This window comes from Sphingomonas sp. HMP9, assembly GCF_013374115.1.
GTDB lineage: Bacteria > Pseudomonadota > Alphaproteobacteria > Sphingomonadales > Sphingomonadaceae > Sphingomonas.
On sequence record NZ_AP022673.1, the window covers coordinates 1,639,032 to 1,663,007 of the forward strand.

At 66.3% G+C, this 23,976-nt stretch carries 22 protein-coding genes and 1 tRNA gene; 18 read left to right on the top strand and 5 right to left on the bottom strand.

Annotation, left to right across the window (positions count from 1 at the left end):
• Window positions 1-10 precede the first annotated feature (10 nt).
• From phoU to HMP09_RS07330, 4 genes are all read left to right on the top strand, one after another.
• A complete protein-coding gene (gene phoU / locus HMP09_RS07315; protein ID WP_176499824.1) occupies window positions 11-700 on the top strand; it encodes a phosphate signaling complex protein PhoU in 690 nt (229 codons plus the stop codon).
• A complete protein-coding gene (phoB, locus tag HMP09_RS07320; RefSeq protein WP_055873047.1) occupies window positions 700-1,392 on the top strand; it encodes a phosphate regulon transcriptional regulator PhoB in 693 nt (230 codons plus the stop codon). Before phoU ends, phoB begins: the two co-directional genes overlap by 1 nt.
• Before the next feature lie 116 nt (window positions 1,393-1,508).
• A complete protein-coding gene (locus tag HMP09_RS07325; protein WP_176499825.1) occupies window positions 1,509-1,838 on the top strand; it encodes a hypothetical protein in 330 nt (109 codons plus the stop codon).
• A 97-nt stretch (window positions 1,839-1,935) separates the two neighbouring features.
• Window positions 1,936-2,850 (top strand): SDR family NAD(P)-dependent oxidoreductase, encoded by a 915-nt coding sequence (locus HMP09_RS07330; protein ID WP_176499826.1) that lies wholly within the window; start codon window positions 1,936-1,938, stop codon window positions 2,848-2,850.
• 102 nt (window positions 2,851-2,952) lie between these two features.
• Here HMP09_RS07330 and HMP09_RS07335 read toward each other — a convergent pair whose 3' ends face one another.
• Complete coding sequence (locus tag HMP09_RS07335; protein WP_232090753.1) at window positions 2,953-3,585, bottom strand: S24 family peptidase; 633 nt, start codon at window positions 3,583-3,585, stop codon at window positions 2,953-2,955.
• Between the two features lie 114 nt (window positions 3,586-3,699).
• On the opposite strand from HMP09_RS07335, the gene HMP09_RS07340 reads away from it, so the two are divergent.
• The 4 genes from HMP09_RS07340 to HMP09_RS07355 all read left to right on the top strand — a co-directional run bounded on the left by HMP09_RS07340 (window position 3,700) and on the right by HMP09_RS07355 (window position 6,733).
• Complete coding sequence (locus HMP09_RS07340; RefSeq protein WP_176499827.1) at window positions 3,700-3,876, top strand: hypothetical protein; 177 nt, start codon at window positions 3,700-3,702, stop codon at window positions 3,874-3,876.
• A 2-nt stretch (window positions 3,877-3,878) separates the two neighbouring features.
• Window positions 3,879-4,199 carry a hypothetical protein gene (locus HMP09_RS07345; RefSeq protein ID WP_176499828.1) on the top strand — a complete coding sequence of 107 codons (321 nt, stop codon included), beginning with the start codon at window positions 3,879-3,881 and terminating at the stop codon, window positions 4,197-4,199.
• 67 nt (window positions 4,200-4,266) lie between these two features.
• On the top strand, window positions 4,267-5,451 hold the full coding sequence (locus tag HMP09_RS07350) for an acyl-CoA dehydrogenase (protein ID WP_176499829.1): 1,185 nt from the start codon (window positions 4,267-4,269) through the stop codon (window positions 5,449-5,451).
• Window positions 5,452-5,581: 130 nt separating this feature from the next.
• A complete protein-coding gene (locus HMP09_RS07355) occupies window positions 5,582-6,733 on the top strand; it encodes a CaiB/BaiF CoA transferase family protein (RefSeq protein ID WP_176499830.1) in 1,152 nt (383 codons plus the stop codon).
• Between the two features lie 79 nt (window positions 6,734-6,812).
• Here HMP09_RS07355 and HMP09_RS07360 read toward each other — a convergent pair whose 3' ends face one another.
• Window positions 6,813-8,108 (bottom strand): sugar MFS transporter, encoded by a 1,296-nt coding sequence (locus HMP09_RS07360; RefSeq protein ID WP_176501628.1) that lies wholly within the window; start codon window positions 8,106-8,108, stop codon window positions 6,813-6,815.
• 106 nt (window positions 8,109-8,214) lie between these two features.
• Here HMP09_RS07360 and HMP09_RS07365 point away from each other — a divergent pair, with 106 nt between their 5' ends.
• The 6 genes from HMP09_RS07365 to HMP09_RS07390 all read left to right on the top strand — a co-directional run bounded on the left by HMP09_RS07365 (window position 8,215) and on the right by HMP09_RS07390 (window position 14,614).
• Complete coding sequence (locus HMP09_RS07365; RefSeq protein ID WP_176499831.1) at window positions 8,215-8,760, top strand: (2Fe-2S)-binding protein; 546 nt, start codon at window positions 8,215-8,217, stop codon at window positions 8,758-8,760.
• 421 nt (window positions 8,761-9,181) lie between these two features.
• The gene (locus HMP09_RS07370; protein ID WP_176499832.1) at window positions 9,182-10,195 is read left to right on the top strand and encodes an RcnB family protein; all 1,014 of its coding nucleotides are present in this window, start codon (window positions 9,182-9,184) and stop codon (window positions 10,193-10,195) included.
• 183 nt (window positions 10,196-10,378) lie between these two features.
• Entirely contained in the window at window positions 10,379-11,062 is a 684-nt protein-coding gene (locus HMP09_RS07375) for a prolyl hydroxylase family protein (RefSeq protein ID WP_232090756.1), read from the top strand.
• 597 nt (window positions 11,063-11,659) lie between these two features.
• On the top strand, window positions 11,660-13,411 hold the full coding sequence (recJ, locus tag HMP09_RS07380; protein WP_176499833.1) for a single-stranded-DNA-specific exonuclease RecJ: 1,752 nt from the start codon (window positions 11,660-11,662) through the stop codon (window positions 13,409-13,411).
• Between the two features lie 47 nt (window positions 13,412-13,458).
• A tRNA-Glu gene (locus HMP09_RS07385) sits at window positions 13,459-13,533 on the top strand.
• A gap of 223 nt (window positions 13,534-13,756) precedes the next feature.
• Window positions 13,757-14,614 (top strand): oxygenase MpaB family protein, encoded by an 858-nt coding sequence (locus tag HMP09_RS07390; RefSeq protein ID WP_176499834.1) that lies wholly within the window; start codon window positions 13,757-13,759, stop codon window positions 14,612-14,614.
• Window positions 14,615-14,618: 4 nt separating this feature from the next.
• Here the strand turns inward: HMP09_RS07390 and HMP09_RS07395 are convergent, their stop codons facing one another.
• Window positions 14,619-14,948, bottom strand: coding sequence for a hypothetical protein (locus HMP09_RS07395; RefSeq protein WP_176499835.1), 330 nt, complete (start codon window positions 14,946-14,948; stop codon window positions 14,619-14,621).
• Between the two features lie 169 nt (window positions 14,949-15,117).
• Here HMP09_RS07395 and HMP09_RS07400 point away from each other — a divergent pair, with 169 nt between their 5' ends.
• From HMP09_RS07400 to HMP09_RS07415, 4 genes are all read left to right on the top strand, one after another.
• Window positions 15,118-15,846: an NUDIX hydrolase gene (locus HMP09_RS07400; protein WP_176499836.1), complete on the top strand. Its 729-nt coding sequence runs from the start codon at window positions 15,118-15,120 to the stop codon at window positions 15,844-15,846.
• Window positions 15,847-15,851: 5 nt separating this feature from the next.
• The gene (locus HMP09_RS07405; protein WP_176499837.1) at window positions 15,852-16,841 is read left to right on the top strand and encodes an SPFH domain-containing protein; all 990 of its coding nucleotides are present in this window, start codon (window positions 15,852-15,854) and stop codon (window positions 16,839-16,841) included.
• Window positions 16,841-17,734 (top strand): NAD(+)/NADH kinase, encoded by an 894-nt coding sequence (locus HMP09_RS07410; protein ID WP_176499838.1) that lies wholly within the window; start codon window positions 16,841-16,843, stop codon window positions 17,732-17,734. Before HMP09_RS07405 ends, HMP09_RS07410 begins: the two co-directional genes overlap by 1 nt.
• Window positions 17,735-17,953: 219 nt before the next feature.
• Window positions 17,954-19,567, top strand: coding sequence for a family 43 glycosylhydrolase (locus tag HMP09_RS07415; protein WP_176499839.1), 1,614 nt, complete (start codon window positions 17,954-17,956; stop codon window positions 19,565-19,567).
• A gap of 16 nt (window positions 19,568-19,583) precedes the next feature.
• Here the strand turns inward: HMP09_RS07415 and HMP09_RS07420 are convergent, their stop codons facing one another.
• Entirely contained in the window at window positions 19,584-20,576 is a 993-nt protein-coding gene (locus HMP09_RS07420) for an alpha/beta hydrolase (protein WP_176499840.1), read from the bottom strand.
• Window positions 20,577-20,654: 78 nt separating this feature from the next.
• Window positions 20,655-23,657 (bottom strand): TonB-dependent receptor, encoded by a 3,003-nt coding sequence (locus tag HMP09_RS07425; RefSeq protein WP_232090757.1) that lies wholly within the window; start codon window positions 23,655-23,657, stop codon window positions 20,655-20,657.
• Between the last annotated feature and the right edge of the window lie 319 nt (window positions 23,658-23,976).

The following is a 23,976-nucleotide window of genomic DNA, read 5'->3' on the forward strand; positions in this document are numbered from 1 at the left end:
AGGACCACGCATGAACACGCATACGGTCAAGGCCTTCGACAACGATATCGGCGAGCTCCGCGGGTTGATCTCGCAGATGGGCGGGCTCGCCGAGGACGCGATCGACAAGGCGATGCAGGCGCTGCAACGCAACGACATTGCGCTCGCCGAACAGGTGCGCGCCGCCGACAAGCAGATCGACATGATCGAAGCCGAGGTCGAGCGGCTCGCGGTGCGGATCATCGCGTTGCGCGCGCCGATGGCGGTCGACCTGCGCGAAGTGGTCGCCGCGCTCAAGATCGCGGGCGTCGTCGAGCGGATCGGTGACTACGCCAAGAACATCGCCAAGCGCGTGCCGATGATCGAGAGCGAGCACCGGATCGAACCGATCTCGATCCTGCCGGCAATGGGCCGGATGGCGAGCGAGATGGTCCACGACGTGCTCGACGCGTTCGCCGCACGCGACCCCGAGGAAGCCGTCCGCGTGGTCGAATGCGACAACGCGCTCGACGATTTCTACGACAGCATCTTCCGCACGCTCGTCACCTACATGGTCGAGAACCCCCGGACGATCGGGCAGGTCGCGCATCTGCTGTTCGTCGCCAAGAACCTCGAGCGGATCGGCGATCACGCGACCAATGTCGCGGAGATGGTGTATTTCGCCGCGACCGGCACGCAGATGGTCGATCGCGAACGCGGCATAAAGAAGGAGCAGGCATAATGGCACGCGCAAAGATGCTGCTGGTCGAGGACGATGCCGCCCTCGCCGAACTGCTGGTCTGGCATTTCAAGCGCGAAGATTTCGAGATCGCGCACACGCCGGATGGCGAGGAAGCACTCCTGCTCGCCAAGGAGAAGGTGCCCGACATCGTCCTGCTCGACTGGATGGTCGAGGGGCTGTCGGGGATCGAGGTGTGCCGCCGCCTGCGCCGCGCGCCCGAGACGCAGAACGTGCCGATCATCATGCTCACCGCGCGCGGTGAGGAAGAAGACCGCGTCCGCGGGCTCGAGACCGGCGCCGACGATTACGTGACAAAACCCTTCTCGCCCCGCGAACTCGTCGCCCGAGTCGGCGCGGTCCTGCGCCGCGTCCGCCCCGCGCTCGCCGGCGAAGCGCTGAGCTATGCGGACATCGAGATGGACACGGTCGGCCACAAGGTCCGCCGCTCGGGCGAAGTCGTCTCGCTCGGACCGACCGAGTTCCGTTTGCTCAAGCATTTCCTCGAGCATCCCGGCTGGGTGTTCTCGCGCGAGCGGCTGCTCGATGCGGTGTGGGGCCATGACAGCGACATCGAAAGCCGCACCGTCGACGTGCACATCCGCCGCCTGCGCAAGGCGATCAATGTCGGCGAGCGCCCGGACATTATCCGCACCGTCCGTTCGGCAGGCTATTCACTCGATACGGGGGGATAAGGACTCTGTCCCGCGGTGGGGCGAATGGAATCGGATGCGAAACGAAGGACCCAAGCGCGACTTAGTGCGTTCAGACGTCGCGCTACCAAAATGGTGCACCCATTTAGGAGATTTCCATGAAGTCCATACTTCTCGCCGCCGCCGCTCTTCTCGCGTCGCCCGTGATCGCTCAGACCACGCCGCCGGCAGACCCCGCCGCGCAGACCGCGCCGGCCGATCCCGCGATGCAGGCGCCGCCGGCGGATGCCGCAGCACCGGCCGATCCCGCAATGGCAGCCCCGGCCGATCCGGCAGCAGCCCCTGCAGCACCCATGGCCGCTCCGGCGCCTGCCGGTGGCGTGACGTTCGGTCAGCCGACCGTGACCCCGCCGACGCCGGCACCGGCCGAGTATCCGGTGTGCTCGAAGACGGTCAAGGACGGCTGCCGCAACCGCGGCGGCAAGTAACTGACATCCATGCAGGCGGCGGACCATCCGCCGCTTGCACGGCCAGCTTTACGTTCTAGGAAAGGCGCTCCAACTATAAGAGAGGAGCGCCTTTTCCATGTCCGGAAACTCTGGGTCCATTCGCTTTGACGACAAGGTGGCGATCGTCACCGGCGCAGGCGGCGGTCTCGGTCGCGAATATGCGCTCGAACTCGCCCGGCGTGGCGCAAAGGTGGTCGTCAACGATCTCGGCGGCTCGCGTGACGGCACCGGCCATTCGGACGCTGCCCTGAAAGTCGTCGAGGAAATCGAGGCGGCCGGCGGCGACGCGATGTCGAACGGCGGCAGCGTCACCGACTATGACCAGATGGTCGAGATGGTTGCAAAGGCGTCGGAGAAATGGGGCGGCGTCCATATCCTGATCAACAATGCCGGCGTCCTGCGCGACAAGAGCTTCGCCAAGATGGAACCCGCCGACTTCAAGTTCGTCGTCGACGTCCACCTCAACGGCTCGGCCAACGCCACCAAGGCGGTATGGGACACCATGCGCGCGCAGAATTACGGCCGCATCCTGATGACCGCGTCGTCGACCGGTCTTTACGGCAATTTCGGCCAGGCGAATTACGGCGCGGCCAAGCTCGGCCTTGCCGGCCTGACCAAGACGCTCGCGATCGAGGGCGCGAAGAACAACATCAAGGTCAATACGATCGCGCCGACCGCGGGTACGCGGATGACGCAGGACATCTTCCCCGAGGAAGCGTTCAAGGCCTTTTCGCCGGACAAGGTCGCGCCGGCGGCGGTATTCCTCGTATCGGAGGACGCGCCCACCAACATGATCGTCGGTGCCGGCGCGGGTGTGTTCCAGGCGGCGTACGTGACCCTGACGCAAGGCATGCTGCTGACCGGCGAAGACCTTTCCGTCGAAGGCGTCGCGGCGAACTGGGAGGCGATCATCGACCGCGCCGGCGAGATCGTTCCGCAGTCTGGCTCGGAGCAGTCGATGACCATTCTGAGCAAGTTGCAGGGACGCTGACCATCGGCTCCCCGCGAAAGCGGGGGCCCAGGACCACGGACGTGATCGCCTGTAAACTTGGGCGTCCGCTTTCGCGGGAGAACGGAACGGGGGAGCCCCCCCTCAGCGCGGTTCGCGCATCTGCCAGACTACCCTGCCAATGACCGCGATTGCTCCGTCCGGCACGACTGCCGCGTCGGGGTTGTCGCTCGTCGCAACGAACGCTCCCCGCACGAGCGCCACCCGCTTCACCATCACCGCATCGTCGATCCGGATGACGTACACGCCGCCCTTCGCGCGCGGCGTGCGGTCCGCGGTGTCGACTACGATATGATCGCCGTCGAATAGTCCCGGCTCCATCGAACTGCCACGGACGCGGATGATCGCCGCCTGCCCGTCCTTCAATCCGAGCGTCCGCGCGAGGCCGGGATCGAGCGTGTCGGTGCCGAGCACGATCTCGCCATCGACCAGCGCGCCGGGGCCGGCCGATGCCGCGACAGCGAGCCTTTGGATGCGGAACCCTGTCGGTCCGTCAGTGGGCGCGCCCAGCATTGCCTCGCTCACACCCAGATATTGCGACAGCAATCGCCGGTCGCGTTCGCCAAGTATGCGCGGCGATCCGCGGCGGACATATTGCTGGAGATACGCCGCGTTGCGCCCGAGCATCGTCGACAACGCCGCGAGACTGTCGCCACGCGCTGCCGCAAGCGTCGCGAGCGCGGTTCTTGGATCGGGATCGGACACGGTTCTAGCCACGACCGAACCCTAGCGTAGGAATTTTCCTAGACAAGTAGGATTTCCAGGAACAGATCGAGAACACAGGCCGAGACTCGGGCAAGGACTCGGGCCAAGTGACAGGAAGGAGCGACCATGTCCGTTCTCATCAAGATCGATCGATATCTGCGGCTGACCGGCATGCCGACGTCCAAGTTCGGCCGGTTGGCGGTCGGCGATCCGCGACTGGTCCACGACCTCCGACTCGGCCGCCAGCCGCGCGCGCCGATGGTGGCGCGGATCGAGACCTTCATCGAACGGCACGGGTCGTGAGGATGGACGCGCTCCGCGGCCCCGATGCGGGAACGATGCTGGTCCGTGCACTTCGCGGCCATGCGATTGCGGCAGAGCTGACGATGCACGTCGAATCGATCGCGTGCACGCCCTGGGCGAGCGCGACCTTCGTCGGCACGCTGCACCGGCTGACGATTGCGGCGGTTCCCGTACCCGGTCTTCGAGGCTGGATCGAAAGCCTTCCCGATGCGGAGTTTGCCATGCGCGGGCACATCGTCGCCGATCTCGTGGTCGATCGCGTCGAGACGATCGGCGAGCGGGAGCATGTGACGATCGCGGTGCTGACGCTGATCGACGCGTAAACCGTTCGTCAGGGGTGGACTTTCGCTTGCCGAGACACGAAGTCGGCGGTCAACGAAGGAGATGACGATGGCCGGGATGGGCAAGTTCGACTGGGCGGATCCGTTCCTGCTCGACGATCAGTTGAGCGAGGACGAGCGGATGATCCGCGACACCGCGAAGGCGTATGCAGACGACAAACTCGCGCCGCGGATCATCGACGCGTTCCAGCACGAGCATACCGATCCCGCGATTTTCCGCGAGATGGGCGAACTCGGCCTGCTCGGGCCGACGATCCCTGAGGAATATGGCGGCGTCGGTGCGTCCTATGTCGCTTATGGTCTGGTCGCGCGCGAGGTGGAGCGGATCGACTCCGGCTATCGCTCGATGATGTCGGTGCAATCGAGCCTCGTCATGTACCCGATCAACGCGTTCGGCTCCGAGGAGCAGAAGAAGAAATATCTGCCCAAGCTCGCGACGGGCGAGTGGATCGGCTGTTTCGGGCTGACCGAGCCCGACGCGGGCTCCGATCCGGGCGGCATGACGACGCGCGCGAAGAAGACGGCCAATGGCTATGTTATCTCGGGCGCCAAGACGTGGATCTCGAACTCGCCGATCGCCGACGTGTTCGTGATCTGGGCGAAGTCCGACGAGCATGGCGGCGGCATCCGCGGCTTCATCCTCGAACGCGGCATGAAGGGGCTGGAGACACCCAAGATCGAGGGCAAGCTGTCGCTCCGCGCGTCGATCACCGGCATGATCATGATGGACGAGGTCGAGGTCGGCGACGACGCGTTGCTGCCCGACGTGCAGGGCTTGAAGGGGCCGTTCGGCTGCCTCAACCGTGCGCGCTACGGGATTTCGTGGGGTGCGCTCGGCGCGGCCGAGTTCTGTTTCCATGCCGCGCGGCAGTACGGCCTCGATCGCAACCAGTTCGGCACGCCGCTCGCCGGACGCCAGCTCTACCAAAAGAAGCTGGCCGACATGGAAACCGAGATCGCGCTCGGGCTGCAGGCGTCGTTGCGCGTCGGTCGCCTGATGGACGAAGGCCGGTTCGCGCCCGAGATGGTCTCGATCGTCAAGCGCAACAATGTCGGCAAGGCGCTCGATATCGCCCGGATGAGCCGCGACATGCACGGCGGCAACGGCATCTCGGGCGAGTATCAGGTGATGCGTCACATGATGAACCTCGAGACGGTCAACACTTACGAGGGCGCGCACGACGTCCACGCGCTGATCCTCGGCCGCGCGATCACGGGTATCGCGGCGTTCTAGTGATAGGTCACGTGCTTGCTTCCCACCCCGGCGAAGGCCGGGGCCCAATTGGGATACGTGCGTTGGCTGATGCTGCGTATCGTTACGCCGACCTTTCCAATTGGGCCCCGGCCTTCGCCGGGGTGGTAGTGTGAACGTAGAAACCAAACCCACCCCCCTCGCCGGCCTGAAAATCGTCGAACTCGCGCGCATCCTCGCCGGGCCGTGGGCGGGGCAGGTCCTCGCCGATCTCGGCGCCGACGTCGTCAAGATCGAGAGCCCCGCCGGCGACGACACGCGCAGCTGGGGCCCCCCGTTCATCGACAACCCCGACGGGTCACGCGACGCCGCCTATTTCCACGCCGCCAACCGCGGGAAGCGCTCGGTCGTCGCCGACTTCACCACCCCCGAAGGCCAGGCCGTCGTCCGCGACCTGATCGCCGACGCCGATGTCGTCATCGAAAATTTCAAGGTCGGCGGGCTCGCCAAATACGGGCTCGAATACGCTACGCTTTCGGCGATCAACCCGCGCCTCGTCTATTGCTCGATCACCGGCTTCGGCCAGGACGGCCCCTATGCCCCCCGCGCGGGCTACGACTTCATCGTCCAGGGCATGAGCGGGATCATGGACCTGACCGGCGAGCCCGACGGCGCACCGCAAAAGATCGGCGTCGCCTTCGCCGACATTATGACCGGGCTGTATTCGGTAATCGCGATTCAGGCCGCACTCGCTATGCGCGAACGCACCGGCCGCGGACAACAGATCGACATGGCGCTGCTCGACACGATGACCGGCGTGCTGGCCAACCAGGCGATGAACTGGTTCGCCAGCGGCGTCTCGCCGACGCGGGTCGGCAATGGGCATATGAACGTGTGCCCCTACGCCGTCTTCCCGACGAGCGATGGATGGTTCATCCTAGCGGTCGGCAACGACGGCCAGTTCCGCCGCTTCTGCGACGCGTTGGAGCTGCCGGAGATGCGCGACGACCCGCGGTTCGCAACCAATGCCGGACGGCTCGCCTTCAAGGACATCTTGTTCGCTGGCATCGAGGCGGCGACGTCACAGGTGCCGAAGCTCGCGTTGCTCGCGCAGCTGGGGGCGGTCGGCGTGCCAGCCGGGCCGATCAACACCGTCGCGCAGGCGTTCGACGATCCGCAGGTGATCGCGCGCGGAATGGCGATCGACGTGGCGCGCCCGGACGGGTCGATGGTGCCCGGGCTCCGCACGCCGATCCGCTTCTCCGACGCCGATCTCGCGACCGGGCGCGCGGCGCCGATGCTGCCAAAACACCCGTCATCCTGACGAAAGTCAGGATCCAGAGCCACATACGCTAGCGGTCGTGGCTCTGGATCCTGGGTCGAGCCCAGGATGACGAATGGGTTCAGGCGATGGCCTCAACCACCGGCTTCCGCGCATACACCCCATAAGCCAGGATCAGCGCGTAGCAGATCGCCGGGAGCAGCAGCGCGAAGTGCAGGCTGCCCGACTTGTCCGCGAGCATACCCGTCAGATACGGGATGATCGCGCCACCGACGATCGCGGTCGCGATGACGCCCGACCCTTCGGCCGCGCGCTTGCCGAGACCTTCGGACGCAAGCGAGAAGATCGTCGGGAACATCACCGCGTTCATCAGACCGATCGCCAGCAGCGCCCAGCCCGAGAGCGCGCCCTCGGTGTTCGCCGAGATCAGGATCAGCGCCAGCGTCCCCGTCGCGACGCCCGCGAGCACCTTGCCCGGCGAAACCTTGTTCAGCACATACGCGCCGATGAACCGGCCGACCAGCGCGCCGCCCCAGTAGAACGGCACATGCTTGCCCGCCGCGACGTCGCTCAGGCCCATGACGCTCGGCTGCATCAGATAGTTCACGATCAGCGAGCCGACCGCGACTTCGGCACCGACGTACAGGAAGATGCACGCCGCCCCCAGCGCGAAGCGCGGGCGCTTGAGCAACGTGAAGGCGTGGAAGATGCTGCCGGTCTGGTCCTGCTCCTCGTTGAGCCGGTTCCGCCTGGTCCATACGACCGCCGCGACGATCAGCAGCGCGATCGCGAGGCCGATATAGGTGTGCACCACGGTGCTCGACGATTCGCTGCGATACGCGTCGAGTGCGGCACCGGTGAGCTTGGACGAGTCGACCGTCGCGAGCCCGCCGAGGATCAGCGCAGAGCCGACATACGGGAAGATCGTCGTGCCGAGCGAATTGAACGCCTGCGCGAACGTCAGCCGGCTCGACGCGGACTTGGGATGGCCGAGCGCGGAAATCAGCGGGTTCGCGACCACCTGCACCACGGTGATACCGGCGCCGAGCACGAACAGCGCGAACAGGAACATGCCGAAGCTCGCCTGCCCGGCCGCGGGAATGAACAACAGGCAGCCCGCGGTCATCGTCACCAGGCCGATCGACGCGGTGCGCATATAGCCGGCTTTCCGCACGATCGCCGCGGCGGGGATCGAGAACAGCGCATAGGCGAGGAAGAACGCCGACTGGACCAGCATCGCGGTCGCATGGTCGAGCGTGAACAGCTCCTTCATCTTCGGAATGATGATGTCGTTCAGCGAGGTGATGCCCCCGAAGATGAAGAACAGCGCGAACACGAACACGCGCAGGTCGGGCGCGTCATAGCCGTGGCTGGCATCGCCGCCGGCTGCTGCGGTGGATTTGGTATCGACGTGCATCGTGTAGCGCCCTCTCGCGGTATTATTGCGCGCGACATAAGCCGGGGTGGCGACGCGTGGCAATGCCGCGTGGTGCGATCCCGCGCCGCGGGCTAGGACGGCCGGCATGAGCCGCTTCACCGTCAACGACGAACCGATCGAATATAAGCTCGATCCCGACACGCCGCTGCTGTGGGCGCTGCGCGATGCGTCGAACCTGACGGGGACGAAATATGGCTGCGGCACCGGGCAGTGCGGCGCGTGCACGGTCGATATCGACGGGCGCGCTGCGCGCAGTTGCCGCGTGCCGATCGGCTCGATCGAGGGGACCTACGTCACGACGATCGAGGGACTGTCGCGCGAGCGCAATCATCCGGTGCAGCTCGCCTTCATCGCCGAGGCCGTCCCGCAATGCGGGTTCTGCATCCCCGGCATGGTCATGGCAGCCGCGGCGTTGCTGGCGCGCAATGCGAATCCGAGCGAGGATGCGATCCGCGCGCAGATCACCAATTTGTGCCGGTGCGGGGTGTATCCGCGGGTGGTCGAGGCGGTCCAGCGCGCCGGGCGGGCGGTGCGCGGGGAAGAGGTCATCCCCGCGGGGCCGAGGCCGGGGATCGATCCCGCTGATTCCGCGCGACTGGTACCCGCGCTGGTCCCGCCGCCGGCGCGGTAACGCGTGCCTGCGAGCTAACAAAAGCATGTTCTCCTGCGAAGGCGGGAGTCCAGTCTAGGCTCCCGCCTTCGCGGGAGAACATGGAGCAGCGAGACGTGCGGTCCGCGATTTCGGCACGGCCGGCCAATGTCAGTACACGGGCTGGCATCAGGATATCGGCCACAGTTGGTGGAGCACCACCCCGGCGAAGGCCGGGGCCCAATCGGAACGTCCGCAGTAACGAATCGTGCGCTTCGTTACCTATCATCCCCAGTTGGACCCCGGCCTTCGCCGGGGTGGATATGTTTCGACAGGTGCCAGGTATCCCAACCCAACCTGTCTAATCGCTGACGAACCCATTCAGCCTCCCAACACCCCGCAGCGCCTAGACCCGACACATCATAGGAGCCGGCTCGTGCGCCGGCAGTCGAGGACGACGGCGATGACGGGCAAGTTACTCAAACTCTTGATGGCAGCGTCGGCCCTGGTACCGGCCACGACGATCGCGACCGCTGCCAATGCGCAACAGGTCGACCAGGACCGCGGCGATCGTGGTGACCGTGGCAACGATGGTCCGCGCCAGGATCGTAGCCAGCGCCCTGAACGCGGCGACCGTGGACCGCGCCCGGACGGCCAGCCCTTCCAGCAGCAGCGGCCCGATCGCCCGGCCGCCCCCAACCAGGGCCAGCCCCAAGGCCAGTTCCAGGCACAGCGCCCGCAACGCGCCGATCTCGGCGTTCAGGCACAGGTCCGCGGCGATCGCCCGGATGGTCGCGGCCGCCCCGACTGGAACGGGCAGCGTGGCAATGGCCAGGGCTGGAACGGCCAAGTCTGGAATGGGCAGAACCGCCCCGGCCCGCAAGCCGTTCAGGATCGCGGCGACGGGAATCGCGGCCCGGGTCGTCCCGGCTTCGATCGCGGCAACCAGCAGGCGGATCGCGGCCAGTTCGATCGCGACGGACGCGGTGACTGGCGCAATGGCGGACGCAATGACGGGCGGCCAGACGCTCGGCCCGACAACCGCGGCGACTGGCGCAACGGCGGTCGCGACGGCTACCAGAACCGCCAGCCCAACCGCGCGTACGGCAACGTCCAGGGCTATGGCCGCGGTGGCTACAACCAGGGGCGCTACAACCAGAGCGGCGCTTGGAACCGCGGCTGGCGCAACGACAACCGCTACGCCTGGAGCAACTACCGCGCGTCGAACCGAGGCGCCTATCGCCTCCCGCGCTACTATGCGCCGAGCGGCTGGGGGTCGGGCTATCGTCGCTTCGGCGTGGGCTTTTCGCTGAACAGCATCCTGTACAACCAGAATTACTGGATCCAGGACCCGTACACCTATCGCCTGCCAGAGGCGTACGGCCCGTATCGCTGGGTGCGCTATTACAACGACGCGTTGCTGGTCGATCTCGACAGCGGCCGCGTGGTCGACACGGTGTACGACATCTTCTGGTAAGCGCCGGCCACCAAAAACGATCCTCCCCCGCCAGGGGGGGTGGCAGGCGCCAGCCTGACGGAGGCGGCGGTAAGCGACACGTGTGTTGCGCCCCCTCCGGCACCTTCGGCGACATCTCCCCCGTGCGGGGGAGGATGCGTGCGGCCCCTTGCGTTTCGGGTCGAGTTCGCCAAATCCTGCGGCGTGGGTATCTTTTCAAAAGCCAAGAAGGTCGATCCGGCCATGGCGCTCCGCCAGACCGCCGGATCGCAGGTTGCCGCCCGGCTCGACGCCAACCCGGCGGTGCAGCGCATCGCGATGGCGACGGTCCAATTCTATTACCAGGCCGACTTCCTCGATCCCAAGACCTGCAAGCAGCTGATCGGGGTGATCGATTCGAAGCGGCGCCCGTCGACCTTGCTGTCGGATCGACCGAACAGCAATTTCCGGACCAGCGAAAGCTGCGACATGGATCGCTGGTCCCCCGAGGTGCAGCCGACCGACGAGGCGATCGCGACGTTGCTCGGAATCGACCTGCTCCACGGCGAGACGATGCAGGGACAGCGCTACGCCCCCGGCCAGCAATTCCGCGCGCATCATGACTATTTCCACGAGTCCGAAAGTTATTGGGCCAAGATGCAGGAGCAAGGCGGCCAGCGCACCTGGACCGCGATGGTGTTCCTCAACGACGTTCCCGAAGGCGGCGCGACCTGGTTTCCACAGGCGGGCATCAAGATCGCGCCGAAGCGCGGCATGCTGCTGGCGTGGAACAACATGAACACGGATGGGACGCCCAACGGCCTGACGCTGCACGAGGGCATGCCGGTCATGGAGGGCGTGAAGTACATCGTTACGAAGTGGTTCCGCGAGCGCCCCTGGATCAAGTGAGCGCCCTCCCGATCCTCCCCCGCCAGGGGAGGTGACGCCAAAGGCGACGGAGGGGGCGGACACGGCACAGCGGTGATCGCCAACCGCCCCTCCGTCAGGCTGACGCCTGCCACCCCCCCTGGCGGGGGAGGATCGCGCCAGCGCCTCCGTGGCCCCGCTAGACACGCCCGCTTCCGTACCCGCTCCGCTCGCGCCCCTACCCCCGTTCGTCCCGAGTAGCCGTCGAGTAGCTGCAACGCAGCGTATCGAGACGGCGTATCGACGGACAGGCAGGCGCATGGAACCCTGCTTCGATACGCGCCCTCGATACGCTTCTACGAAGCTACTCGGTCGCTACTCAGCACGAACGGGGTTTGGGGACTGCCCCTTCCGCGACCCCGTCCCCTTCCGCTACATCGCCTCGTCCCCGCCGCCGCCCCCGTCCCCGTCCCCACCCCCGTTCGTCCTGAGTAGCCGTCGAGTAGCTGCAACGCAGCGTATCGAGACGGCGTATGGAAGGGCAGCTTGTACTCGGAACGCCCCCGGCATGACGGACGTGATTGGCCTCGGCACGTGCTCCCCGCTCGACAATCCCCCCGCAGCCACTACCTCCACGCCATGACAGTTCTCGGCGTAACCTCTTCGATCCTCGGCCAACCCTGGCGCTGGCGCGCGCTCGCGGCGGACGGGCGGGACGGCTTTACCGGCGACGACCTCGTCACCACGCTTCTGCTCGCGCGCGGCTGCCCCCGCGACGCGCTCGACGCGCACCGCACCCCCTCGATCCGCGCGTTCATGCCCGACCCCTCGATCTTCCGCGACATGGACCGCGCCGCCGAGCGGCTCGCCGATGCGGTGCAGGCGCAAGAACAGGTCGCGATCTTCGGCGACTATGACGTCGACGGCGCCACCTCCGCCGCGCTGATGGTCCTGGTCCTGCGCGATCTCGGCGTCGAAGCACGCCCCTACATCCCCGACCGCCTGCTCGAGGGCTATGGCCCGTCGGGCGAAGCGCTCGTCCGGCTCGCCGCAGAGGGCGCCTCGCTGATCGTCACGGTCGATTGCGGCGCGCAGGCATTCGACGCGCTCGACGCCGCGCGCGACGCAAACGTCGACGTGATCGTCATCGACCACCACAAATGCTCGACCGCGCTGCCGCACGCGCTGGCGCTGGTGAACCCGAACCGCCTCGACGAGACCGAGGGCGCCGCGCACGGCCATCTCGCAGCGGTGGGCATGTGCTTCCTCGCCGCCGCCGCACTCGTCCGCACACTGCGCAACCGCGGTTTCTTCAAGGACCGCGCCGAGCCCAAGCTGATCGACCTGCTCGACATCGTCGCGCTCGGCACCGTCGCCGACGTCGCGCAGCTGCGCGGGCTCAACCGCGCGTTCGTGGCGCAGGGCCTGAAAGTCATGGGCGCGCGCAAGAATATCGGCGTCGCCGCGCTGATCGAGGCGTCGCGGCTCACGCGCAACCCGACCTGCACCGATCTCGGCTTTGCGCTCGGGCCCCGCATCAACGCCGGCGGCCGCGTCGGGCGCGCCGACCTCGGCGTCCGCCTGCTCACCACGCAGGACCCCGACGAAGCGCGCACGATCGCCACCGAGCTCGACCGCCTCAACGAGGAACGTCGCGCGATCGAGACCGCGGTGCAGGAGGCCGCAGACCTGCTCGCCAGCCGCGACCGCGCCGTCGCGGTCGTCGCCGGCCATGGCTGGCACCCCGGCGTCATCGGCATCGTTGCCGGACGGCTCAAGGAAAAGCTCGGCTGCCCCGCGATCGTCATCGCGATCGACGAGAACGGCATCGGCAAGGGCTCGGGTCGCTCGATCCCCGGGGTCGACCTCGGCGCCGCGGTGATGGCGGCACGCGAACACGGCCTGCTCGTCGCCGGCGGCGGCCACGCGATGGCCGCGGGCCTGACGATCAGCGAGGCGGCGATCCCCGCCTTCACCGACTTCCTCGAAGAACGCCTCGCCGCCGCCGTGGAGCGCTCCAATGGCGACCGCGCGCTGCTGCTCGACGCAGTCTTCGCGGCGGGCGGGGTCAACCCCGGCCTCGTCGAATCGATGGAGGCCGGTGGCCCGTACGGCATGGGTTGGCCCGCTCCGCGCGTCGCGATGGGTCCGGTGCGCGTCATCAAGGCGGATATCGTCGGCAACGGCCACGTCCGCACGATCGTCGCGGGCGACGACGGCCGCAGCATCAAGGCGATGGCCTTCCGCGCCGCCGAATCCGCACTAGGCCAAGCGCTCCTGGGCGCTGCGCCGCATCGCAAACTCTGGTTGGCCGGCCGCGCGAAGATCGACGACTGGTCCTCGCGCCCTTCGGCAGAATTACACGTCGAAGATGCCGCCTGGGCCGATTGAGGGGTTGACGCATCAGCGGCTTCCTTTTAGGCGCCTCCAACCACGCAGGCCCCTTCGTCTAGCGGTTAGGACGCGGCCCTTTCACGGCTGAAGCACGGGTTCGATTCCCGTAGGGGTCACCAATGGCGGAAATCAGCCGTTAGTGGCTTTCTGGTGGTTACTGCTCACTTCCATATATGCGACTAGTTTGCCGCCGGTGTTTGGGCACACGCAGTTGAGACATGCAACGCCATCGAAGCGGTCGCACGATGCCGACGGCGAGACGTCCCTGTTCGATCGCCCAACCCCAGCATTTCGATGATCTATCGGCCGTTGCTAAATACGGGCTCGGGCGTTCGGCATGGCATGAACCACGACCTGTCATCGATCCGCGACCAGACCAAGATCGGCATCGTTCGGCAGGTCCAGACGCTGTTTAACGATCAGGCACGCGGCGAGGAGCCCGTGAAGCGAAGCGATCATGCACTGTTCCTGCCCGATTCCATGATCTGGCGCGTGCATGGCGACGTGGTCAGCATGATGGTAGGCGGCGTGTCCGCGCTGCTGCTCCAGATGCTGCATCCTGCGGTCCTCGCTGGGGTTTGGGACCATTCGAACTTCCGGACCGATATGCTCGGTCGGCTGCGCCGCACCGTCCGATTTATCGCGGCGACCACCTATGGCGAGCGCACGGAAGCCGAGGCGGCCATAACGCGAGTCCGCGCAGTCCACGCGCACATCGGCGGCGCGCTTCCCGACGGAACGCGCTACCGTGCCGACGACCCCGCATTATTGGCCTGGGTCCACGTATCCGAGGCATGGTCCTTCCTGGCCGCTTGGCAGCAATACGGGGATCGTCGACTTACGCGGGCGCAGGAGGATCTGTATTATGCCGAGTTTGCGAACATCGGCGCCGCACTGGGTGCCGACTCTCTCCCCCGGAACCGCGCGGGCACGCATCATGCGCTCCGTGCGATGCAGCCGGCGCTGGTAGCGAACGGTCGCACGCGCGAGGTCGCGCGGCTGGTGCTCGATCAGGCACCGAACAGCCCTCTGGCAATACCGCTTCAACGGATCGCCGTGCAGGCGGCGGTAGACCTTCTCCCGGACTGGGCACGCCGGATGCATGGCCTGAGCGCGTCGCCGATACTCATGAAGCCCGTCATTCGGTCCGGTACGCGACAGATGGCGAAAACATTGCGCTGGGCGTTCAACAGCAACTGACTCATCAGACCCAAGACCACAGGCTAGTCGACAGTGTGGGTCCGCAGATCGTCACGCCCGCTCTACGACGACCTATCCTTTTCCGATTCTCGCGCTTCTTGATATAGTCGCGAGCCTCCCTCGCACCGTCCTCGGATGATTTGCATATTTTGATCAGCATATCGTCTTCCGATTTGCTCCAGCCCCGTCTCCTCGACTCCGAACGCAACGTCTCAGCACGAACCTTACCGTCGAGATCGCTGTTGGCGGTGCAGATATTGATGATTTCGATCGGGTCCGCACCAGAGAAAAGAGATGGAGCCTGCGCCAGCATGATCGCCGCGAGTATCGTCACATCACTGTACCTCGTTAGATATTAGACCGGCTCTCGCGACCCTATCCCGGTTCGTCTTCCCCGATCTACGCCTCCTGCCGCCCGCTGTCAGCGGAGCTGAAGGCGGTAGCGCTTGACATATATCCATATGGCGCATTAGTAATATGCACATAGGATATATGGGTGTCAGATGAACGAGACGGAATTCCTCGATGGATATGATCCGCATCGGTACGAGCGCCCGTCGGTCGCAGTCGATCTGATCCTGACCAGCGTCGTCGATGGAAAGCCGGCGGCCTTGCTGATGCAGCGTTCCGAGCATCCATGCCTTGGCGCATGGTCGCTGCCCGGTGGTTTCGTCGGGATCGACGAGAGTCTGGATGCCGCCGCCCATCGCGTGCTCGCCGACAAGGTGCGGATGGCGGACGCGTATGTCGAGCAGCTCTACACGTTTGGCGCAGTCGAACGCGACCCGCGCACCCGGGTCGTCAGCGTCGCGTATTTCGCGTTGCTCCCCCCTGCGCGCTTCTCCGCCGCGCTGAAGGCCGCGCCCGATCTGTCGCTGGCCGAACTGATCGTCCCGTGGTCCGGCGAGACCGGTGGCCCGGTCGGCGCACGGTCGCAGGACGGCGACGCGCTGCCGCTGGCATTCGACCATGCCGACATGCTGGGGCTCGCGATGCTGCGACTGCGCGGGAAGCTGGATTATTCAAACGTCGCCTTCGCGCTGCTGCCCGCGCGCTTCACGCTGCGTGCGTTGCAGGACGTCCACGAGGCGATCCTGGGGCGGTCGCTCAACAAGCCCGCCTTCCGCCGCCGAATGCTCGCCACGAACACGCTGGTCGCGACCGGCGAACGCGAGACCGGCGCCTCGTTCCGCCCGGCCGAACTCTTCCGCCACCATTCGATACAGGAGTAACCATCATGGCTTCGATCAAGAACCTCGGTTTCCTCGCACAATTGCGCAGCGATGCGAGCAACCACGTCATCCGCTACCGCAGCGGCAAGGTCCGGCAGAGCGGCCGCGGGCTGGTCTTCTGGTTCCGCCCGGAGACCGCGAGCATCGCCGAACTGCCGATGGACGACCGCGAAATGGCGGTGTTCGTCAAGGGCCGCAGCCAGGATTTCCAGAGCGTGGCGATCCAGGGCACGCTGACCTGGCACGTCGCCGACCCCGAACTGCTCGCCTCGCGCGTCGACTTCAGCCTCGGACTGCTCACCGGAGCCTATAAGAGCGAGCCGATCCAGCGGATCGAAACCCGCCTCGCCGGGCTCGTCAACCAGGCAGCGCTGCAATATCTCGCGCAGGGCTCGGTGCGCGCGCTGCTCGACGCCGGTCCCGAGCCGCTGCGCCATCAGCTCGAGGCGGCGCTTGCCACCGATCCGGCGCTGAACGAAATCGGCATCGCGGTTACCGCGGTCCGCCTGACCAACCTTGCGCCATCGAGCGAACTGGAACGCGCGCTCCAGACCCCGACGTTCGAGGCGCTGCAGCAAAAGGCCGACCAGGCGACGTTCGAACGCCGCGCGCTCGCGGTCGAGAAGGAGCGCGCGATCGCAGAGAACGAGCTTGCCAACCGCACCGAACTCGCTCGCCGCGAGATGCTGCTCATCACGCAAGAGGCCGAGAACGCCCGCAACCGCGCAACCGGCCTCGCCGAGGCGCAGCAGGTCGAGGCGGGGGCGGAAGCCGAGCGTATTCGCACGGTCGAGAGTGCCAAGGCGGAAGCGGAACAGGCGCGGATGACGATCTACCGCGACCTGCCGCCCGGCGTGATGCTCGGGCTTGCCGCGCGCGAACTCGCGGGCAAGCTGGATACGATCGAGCATCTGAACATCACGCCCGACCTGCTGGCGACCGTTCTCGGGGAATTCCGGAGTGCCGCGGCTGCCCCGACTGCGCTGCCCCGCTGATGGCGACCAACGCGCCCCGCGCGGTCTTCGTCACGCGCGAGACCGACTATGACCTTCTGCTCGCGCGGCATGCGACGCGCGGGCAGGCAAAGTTCTTTCTCGAAACGCGCGGCCAGGACATCGACGTGATCGAGGATCGGCACCGGCGCTTCCACGCCACGTTGCACCAAGCCCGCTCGCGCGTCCCCGACGACTGGCGCCAGGCAAGTGTGGCACGTGCCGACCTCGACCGGTTCCTGTTCGGACCCGAGGACGTGATCGTCGCCGTCGGGCAGGACGGCCTGGTCGCCAACGTTGCGAAATATCTCGATGGGCAGCCCGTGGTCGGCCTCAACCCCGCCCCCGATCTGTACGATGGCGTTTTGGTGCGCGTGCCGCTCGCCCGCCTATCCGCGCTGTTGCCTGCGTGCGTCGCGGGTGCGGCACCGGCCGAGCAGCGGACGATGGTCGAAGCGCGGCTGGATACCGGCGAGCGGCTGCTCGCGCTGAACGAGGTGTTCGTCGGTCATCGCAGCCACCAGTCGGCGCGCTACCGGATCACGTGCGGCGACCGCGCCGAGGATCACTCGTCGAGCGGGCTGATCGTCGCGTCGGGGACGGGCGCCACGGGCTGGGCACGCTCGATCATGGAGGCGACGCATGCCGCGCTCCCGCTCGATCCGCAGGAGCGCGCGGTCGGCTTTTTCGTGCGCGAACCCTTCCCCAGCGTGGCGACCGCGACCTCGCTGCGTGCCGGCAAGCTCGCGGGCCAGCCGCTCGCGGTGACGTCGCGGATGAACGACGGCGGGGTGATCTTCGCCGACGGCGTCGAACAGGATTTCTTCGCCTTCGACTGGGGCCGCGGCGTGACCATCGCACCCGCCACCCGTACGCTGCATCTCATCACCGGTTGACGACGCATGGTTGCTAGCGCCGACGTCGCGGTGCGGAACCGCGCCGTTGGACGCAGTTCGCGTGCCGTATCGCGGTAAGTCGGGAAGGCTGACGTCTGCCGATCAAAGAGGGCTGGACGACGGTGCGCTGGATTTCGGCCTCGATCGATCTAGAGTGACCGCCTCATACCGACCGTCTCGAACTTCGGTCACGACGACGCATCAGGACAGGACACGCCAATGGGTTATAGCCGCCGTGAGACGTTCGGACTGGCATTGGCGGGCGGCGCGGTAGCACTTGCTCCGCCTGCCCCGTCCGCCGCGCAAACGCCTAAGCCCGATCCGCGCGTGCAGCCGTTTATTGGCGATTGGCGGCGCGGCTTCGAAGGCCAGCGCGTGGCCGACCTTGGCGATGGCCGCTTCCTTAATCCGTTGATCGCGGGCGACCATCCCGATCCCGCCATCCTGAAGGACGGGGCGGACTATTACATGACGTTCTCCAGCTTCGATTCCTATCCGGGGCTCACGATCTGGCACAGTCGCGACCTGGTGAACTGGCAGCCGCGCAAGGCTGCGCTGACCAAGAACATCGGCTCCGTCTGGGCGGTCAGCCTGGAGAAACACGATGGCCGGTACTTCCTGTACATTCCGGTCAAGGCCAAGCCGAACGCGATCCACGTGATATGGGCCGACCATATCGACGGCCCCTGGTCCGATCCGATCGACCTCGGGTTGCCCAACCATATCGACCCCTGCCACGCCGTCGGTGAGGACGGATCGCGCTGGTTGTTCCTGTCGGGCGGCGACCGCATCCGGCTCGCCGACGATGGCCTGTCGACGGTCGGCAAGGTCGAGCACGTCTATGATCCGTGGCGCTATCCCGACACCTGGGACGTCGAGGGCTTCAGTCCCGAGGGGCCGAAGATCACGCGCCATGGCGGCTGGTTCTATATGATCACCGCGGTCGGCGGCACCGCCGGGCCGCCGACCGGACACATGGTGATCGTCGCCCGCTCGCGCTCGATCCACGGGCCCTGGACCAACGACCCCGCCAACCCGGTGGTGCGGACCGTCAGCACTGACGAGAAATGGTGGTCGCGCGGTCATGCCAGCCTCGTCGAGGCGCCCGACGGCAGCTGGTGGTCGGTCTATCACGGCTTCGAAAACGGCTATTGGACGCTCGGGCGGCAGGCCCTGCTCGATCCGATCCGCTGGACCGCCGATGGCTGGTTCGCGATGACCGGCGGGGACCTGTCGACGCCTCTCGCCAAACCGAAAGGTGGCGCCGCGCTGCCCCACGGCCAGCCGCTCTCCGACGACTTCCGCACGCTGCACATCGGCAGCAAATGGAATTTCTTTCGGCCAGGGCCCGCCGAGCGCGATCGAGCCCGCGTTGAAAGCGGTGCGCTGATCCTGAAGGCCACCGGCACCGCACCTGTGGATTCGTCGCCGTTGATGCTGATCGCCGGCGACCAGGCCTATCGGTTCGAATGCGATATCGAGATCGGGGCGGGTGGCACCGCAGGGCTCGTGCTGTTCTACGACGACAAGCTCTATTGCGGGCTAGGCTTCGACGAACACCGCTTCGTCACGCATCAATATGGCAACGAGCGTGGGAGACCGGCCAATCCGCACGGACGCCGCATGCGGATCCGGATCACGAATACGCGCCACATCGTCGCGATCCATACCAGCGGCGATGCGGGCAAGACATGGCAACGCTTCGATCGTGGCATGGAAGTGTCGGGCTACCACCACAACGTCCGCGGCGGGTTCCTGATGCTGCGCCCCGGCCTGTATTCGGCCGGCAGCGGAGACGCACGCTTTCGCGACTTCCGGTACGAAGCCCTCTGACCCCGACGCGCGGCCTTCACCCAAGGCCGTGCGCGCGCGCCCATTCCTCGAACAGCGTCGGCCATCGCGCCGCTGGCTTGCCGACCGCTTTGCTCATGCCGAAGCCGTGCCCGCCGGTCGCGAACAGATGCGTTTCCACCGCCACGCCGGCGCGTACCGCAGCCGCGCGAAACGCCAGCGTGTTGTCGACGGCGACGCTCCGGTCGTCTTCGGCGTGGACCAGGAAGCAGGGCGGCGTCGCCGACGTCACGTTCGACGCGGTCGAATGCGCCTGCTCCAAGGCCGGCGTCGGCGAAGGCCCGAGCAACACTGCGCGCGATCCGGGATGGGCGAGCGGCAACGTCATCGATTGCACCGCATATATCAACGCGGCGACATCAGGGCGGGCACTCAAGGGGTCCGCGGCATCGACCGGCGGGTAGGTCTGTTGCGCGAACCTGGTGGCGAGGTCGCCGCAGACATGCCCGCCGGCTGAAAACCCCATTGCCGCGACACGGTCGGGCCTGATCCCGTACAGGCCAGCGCGTGCGCGGATCAGCCGCATGGCACGCTGCGCATCGGACAAGGCGACGTCCGGGCCGGCCGCCCAGCCATCGCCGGGCAAACGATAGAACAGCACGAACACCGTCCAGCCGCGATCCGCCAGCCAGCGTGCGATCTCATACCCCTCGCGGTCGACGACGATCCGGACATAGCCGCCGCCCGGCATGACCAGCATGGCCGATCCGTTCGGCTTGGCCGGCCGGAACACGACCATTCGCGGACGGGCGATGCCGTGGACGGCGCGATCGGTAGCATCGGTGCCTTTCGTCCTGTCCTCGACGACCTCGACCAGTAAAGTCGCTGGCGCGCCCGGTGCCCCTGCCGGCCAGAGATCGATCGTTTCGCTCGGATCCGGCAGCCTCGGCCCCCGTCCTCCGACGCGCGCGGGTGGCGGCGTCTGCGCATCGACGCCGACCGAAAGACCAACCGCCAACGTTCCGAGGATTGCATTTCGACGATCGATCATGCGCTTCGGCCCATCAAAAAAAGGGGCGCACTCCGTAAGGAATGCGCCCGAGGAGAGGAGAGACTATGGTTGGTGCACCTACATCTTGAAGCGCGCGCCAACGAGGAAGGTGCGGCCGAAGTGATTATTCTCGTAGTTCCGGTTCGCGTCGAGATCGGTGTACCGGCTGCGATAATTGTCGGTCAGGTTCGTCCCCTCGACCGAGACCTCCACCGCCGGCGTCAGCTTGTAGCGCATCGACGCATCGACGTTGGTGGTCGCGCCATAGCCCTCGAACAAATTGCCGGTCGCCGACGCCCCGTCGATATACGGGCTGCGATAGCTGATCGATCCGCGTGCGCTGAACTTGGCGTCCTCGTAATAGAGCGTGCCGTTATACGCGCGCTTCGACAGGCCATAGAGCGTCGCCGAGCGGGTCGTGTTCGGCAGGGCGCCGAGCGTGCCGCCCGGCTGGACGATCGTCGTCGCCGGACCACCTTGCGAATAACCGGCGCTCGAATCGACGAACGTCGCGTTGGCCAGCGCACCGAAGTTGCGCAGGAAGCCGGGCAGGAAGCGGAACGTCGTCTGGAGCGAGATTTCCGCGCCCTTCAGCGAGGCACCCGTGCCGTTGATCGGCGAGGTGATCTGCCACAACTGCCCTTCCGGAGCACCGGCGGCCGGCGAGCTTGCTGGGATGACCGACAGCGGCAGGCCGGTCGATGCGAACGTCCCGCTGCGCGTCGCCGAGACCGGGAAGCTCTCGACGTTCTTCTTGAATAGCGCGACCGAGAAGATCGACTGCGGTGCGAAATACCATTCCGCCGAGATGTCGAACGCGGTCGCGCGGAATGGGTCGAGCTGCGGGTTGCCGAAGGTCACGCGGTAGTTGAAGCCGTCGACCGAACCGCCCGGCGTCAGGCTGCCCAGGCTCGGCCGCGTCAGCACCTTGGCGATCGCGCCGCGGATGATGACGTCCTCCGCCGGGAACAGCGCGACGTTGATTGCGGGCAACCAATCGTCATAGCTGCGACCGACCGTTGCGGGGGTATTGACGGTCACGCCACCGACGGTCGCCGAGGACAGCCCGGTCGAGCGCTGCTTGGTGTGGACGTACCGAATGCCGGCATTGGCGGCGTAGCGCAGGCCGAGGATGTCACCCTTCACGTCGAACTCGGTATAGCCGCCGGTGACCTGCTCGGAGACGCTGCGGGTATCGCCGACCAGCACGGTCGCCGGACGGTTGTACAGCCCTGTATAGGCCGCCGACGCATCGATGTTCGGGATCAGGAAGCTGGTCGTCGTCCCCGACGGCTGGCCTGCGTTGCCGAGGTTGAAGATCTCGCCGAGGCTGCCGGCGGGGAAGCCGTACACCGCGGTCGGCCCGAACAGCGTGTTCGGCGAACAGGTCAGCGTCCCCAGCACGACGTCCTTGCCGCCCGCGTTGGGACAGACGACCGCATCGCGCGAGAAGCCCTGCGTGTCGAAGGTGAACTTGCGGTACAGCCCGCCCGCCTTGATCTGGAACCCTTCCGCCACGTCCCATTCGGTCCGCAACTGCGCGGTGCGGAACTTGTTGACCGTTTCCGACGGTCGATCGCGGATTTCCGCCAGCTGGAAGTTCGCCGGATCGGTGACGCTGGTGCCGAAGGTGAGCGTCGGGCGCTTCATGTCGGTATAGTCGTAGCTATACCCTTGCGCGTCGCGGTCGTCGAACACGAAGGTCGTCTCGACCGGGATCGTCGCGTCCGACTTCGAGATGCCGCCCATCAGCGTGAAGCGCAACTTGTCGGTGACGTCCTGATCCCAGCTGCCGCCGATCTGGTAGAATTCGGTCTGCGACTTGCGCAGATAATGCTCGGTCCGCACCCAGGCGTCGTTGAGCGTCGCCTTGATCAGGTTGTTGTTCGCATCGATCGTGTAGTTGCTGATGTCGATCGATCGCTCGTTCGAGCGCAGCAGGACCTCGCCCCATTTCTCCTCGCGGGTTTCCTTGAACCGCGAATACAGCCCGTCGATCGAGATCTTGGTGGATTCGCTCGGCGCCCACTGGACGCTGCCGGTGATCCCCAGCCGCTCGCGCTCGTGCCGGACCGAACCGTAGCGCGGGATACGCGGGTGGAAGGCGAGCGCGGCCGCGGTGCAGGCCGTGCTGGGCACATAGACGCCGCCGCGGTTCTGCGTCGTGTAGCAGCGCGTGCCATTGACCGAGTCGAACGGTGCCTGTGCCCAGCGCACGCTGTTGTTGCCGAGCTCGAAATTGTTGGTCTTCGAATAGGCAGCGGAGGCAGCGACGCCGAACGTGCCGTCCGCCGACTTCCACGACAGCAACCCGGCGAGGCGCGGTCCGAAATTCTTGCTGAGGTCGTTATAGCTCGCCTGAGCCGACCCGACCGCCGTGAAACCGACCTTGCCGCCCAGCGGGTTGCCCGTGTTCAAATCAACCACCGCGCCCAGCGATCCTTCGTCGAGCGAGGCCTCCGCGGTCTTGTGGACGACGATCGAGTTGAACAGTTCGGAAGCGAACACGTTGAAATCGAACGCACGATCACGGTTCGAGCTGGCGCCGTCGGTCGATGTCGCGACCGTCTCCATGCCGTTGACGCGCACCCGCGTGAACTGCGCGCCGAGGCCACGCACGGTGATCGCACGCCCTTCGCCCGCATCGCGCTGGATCGATATGCCCGGGATACGCTGGAGCGACTCGGCGAGGTTCTGATCGGGGAACTTGGCGATATCCTCGGCGACGATCGCATCGACCGCGGCGACGGACTGGCGCTTTACGTTGAGTGCCGCGTCGAGCGACTTGCGGAAGCCCGTGACGATGATCTCGGCAGTCTCGTCCGCCGGTTGCTCAACGTCGGGCGCAGTCTGCGGCGCGGTCGTCGCGGCCGGATCGGCCTGCGTACCCGCTGGAACCACCGCGGTCTGAGCCGGCGACGGATCGACCTGGGCCGGCGTTCCCGGCGTCACGCTGTTGGGGATCTGCGCCGCCTGTGCCGACGCGATCGAAGGAAGGGCGAGCGCGAGAACCAGACTGCCCGCGGATATGCCGCCGAGCCAGCGCATCCGTCGAGTCGCAACCGTTGCTTGAACTTCCATTGCATCCACTCCCCATTCGGCCGTTGCCGATGACACCGGTTGCGCGCTCGACGTCCCGCCGCTGCGCCACCGACCTGATGATTTTGGAGAGTTGGGCCCGTTATCGACCACGGCGGCACCCGATCCTCTCCCGAAAAGCCAGCTCTTGCTGATCCTTCCACGGTCCCTTGTCTGCCTAGGTAACCGGTGTCAGAACAATGTCGCATGATCTTTGGCGTGTCAACATGCCGTGTCACGAAGCGCGCAAAGCAGGAGCTGCATGGATGAAAGTGCTGGAAATCGCCGCTCTCGCCGTCGCGATCACGCTATCGGTGGCGGC

What these genes read in the sequence shown, in the direction of transcription:
- phoU (WP_176499824.1), top strand. Translation starts at nt 11, where the DNA reads ATGAACACGCATACGGTCAAGGCCTTCGACAACGATATCGGCGAGCTC.
- phoB (WP_055873047.1), top strand. Translation starts at nt 700, where the DNA reads ATGGCACGCGCAAAGATGCTGCTGGTCGAGGACGATGCCGCCCTCGCC.
- HMP09_RS07325 (WP_176499825.1), top strand. Translation starts at nt 1,509, where the DNA reads ATGAAGTCCATACTTCTCGCCGCCGCCGCTCTTCTCGCGTCGCCCGTG.
- HMP09_RS07330 (WP_176499826.1), top strand. Translation starts at nt 1,936, where the DNA reads ATGTCCGGAAACTCTGGGTCCATTCGCTTTGACGACAAGGTGGCGATC.
- HMP09_RS07340 (WP_176499827.1), top strand. Translation starts at nt 3,700, where the DNA reads ATGTCCGTTCTCATCAAGATCGATCGATATCTGCGGCTGACCGGCATG.
- HMP09_RS07345 (WP_176499828.1), top strand. Translation starts at nt 3,879, where the DNA reads ATGGACGCGCTCCGCGGCCCCGATGCGGGAACGATGCTGGTCCGTGCA.
- HMP09_RS07350 (WP_176499829.1), top strand. Translation starts at nt 4,267, where the DNA reads ATGGCCGGGATGGGCAAGTTCGACTGGGCGGATCCGTTCCTGCTCGAC.
- HMP09_RS07360 (WP_176501628.1), bottom strand. Translation starts at nt 8,108, where the DNA reads ATGCACGTCGATACCAAATCCACCGCAGCAGCCGGCGGCGATGCCAGC.
- HMP09_RS07365 (WP_176499831.1), top strand. Translation starts at nt 8,215, where the DNA reads ATGAGCCGCTTCACCGTCAACGACGAACCGATCGAATATAAGCTCGAT.
- HMP09_RS07370 (WP_176499832.1), top strand. Translation starts at nt 9,182, where the DNA reads ATGACGGGCAAGTTACTCAAACTCTTGATGGCAGCGTCGGCCCTGGTA.
- recJ (WP_176499833.1), top strand. Translation starts at nt 11,660, where the DNA reads ATGACAGTTCTCGGCGTAACCTCTTCGATCCTCGGCCAACCCTGGCGC.
- HMP09_RS07390 (WP_176499834.1), top strand. Translation starts at nt 13,757, where the DNA reads ATGAACCACGACCTGTCATCGATCCGCGACCAGACCAAGATCGGCATC.
- HMP09_RS07400 (WP_176499836.1), top strand. Translation starts at nt 15,118, where the DNA reads ATGAACGAGACGGAATTCCTCGATGGATATGATCCGCATCGGTACGAG.
- HMP09_RS07405 (WP_176499837.1), top strand. Translation starts at nt 15,852, where the DNA reads ATGGCTTCGATCAAGAACCTCGGTTTCCTCGCACAATTGCGCAGCGAT.
- HMP09_RS07410 (WP_176499838.1), top strand. Translation starts at nt 16,841, where the DNA reads ATGGCGACCAACGCGCCCCGCGCGGTCTTCGTCACGCGCGAGACCGAC.
- HMP09_RS07415 (WP_176499839.1), top strand. Translation starts at nt 17,954, where the DNA reads ATGGGTTATAGCCGCCGTGAGACGTTCGGACTGGCATTGGCGGGCGGC.
- HMP09_RS07420 (WP_176499840.1), bottom strand. Translation starts at nt 20,576, where the DNA reads ATGATCGATCGTCGAAATGCAATCCTCGGAACGTTGGCGGTTGGTCTT.
- HMP09_RS07425 (WP_232090757.1), bottom strand. Translation starts at nt 23,657, where the DNA reads ATGGAAGTTCAAGCAACGGTTGCGACTCGACGGATGCGCTGGCTCGGC.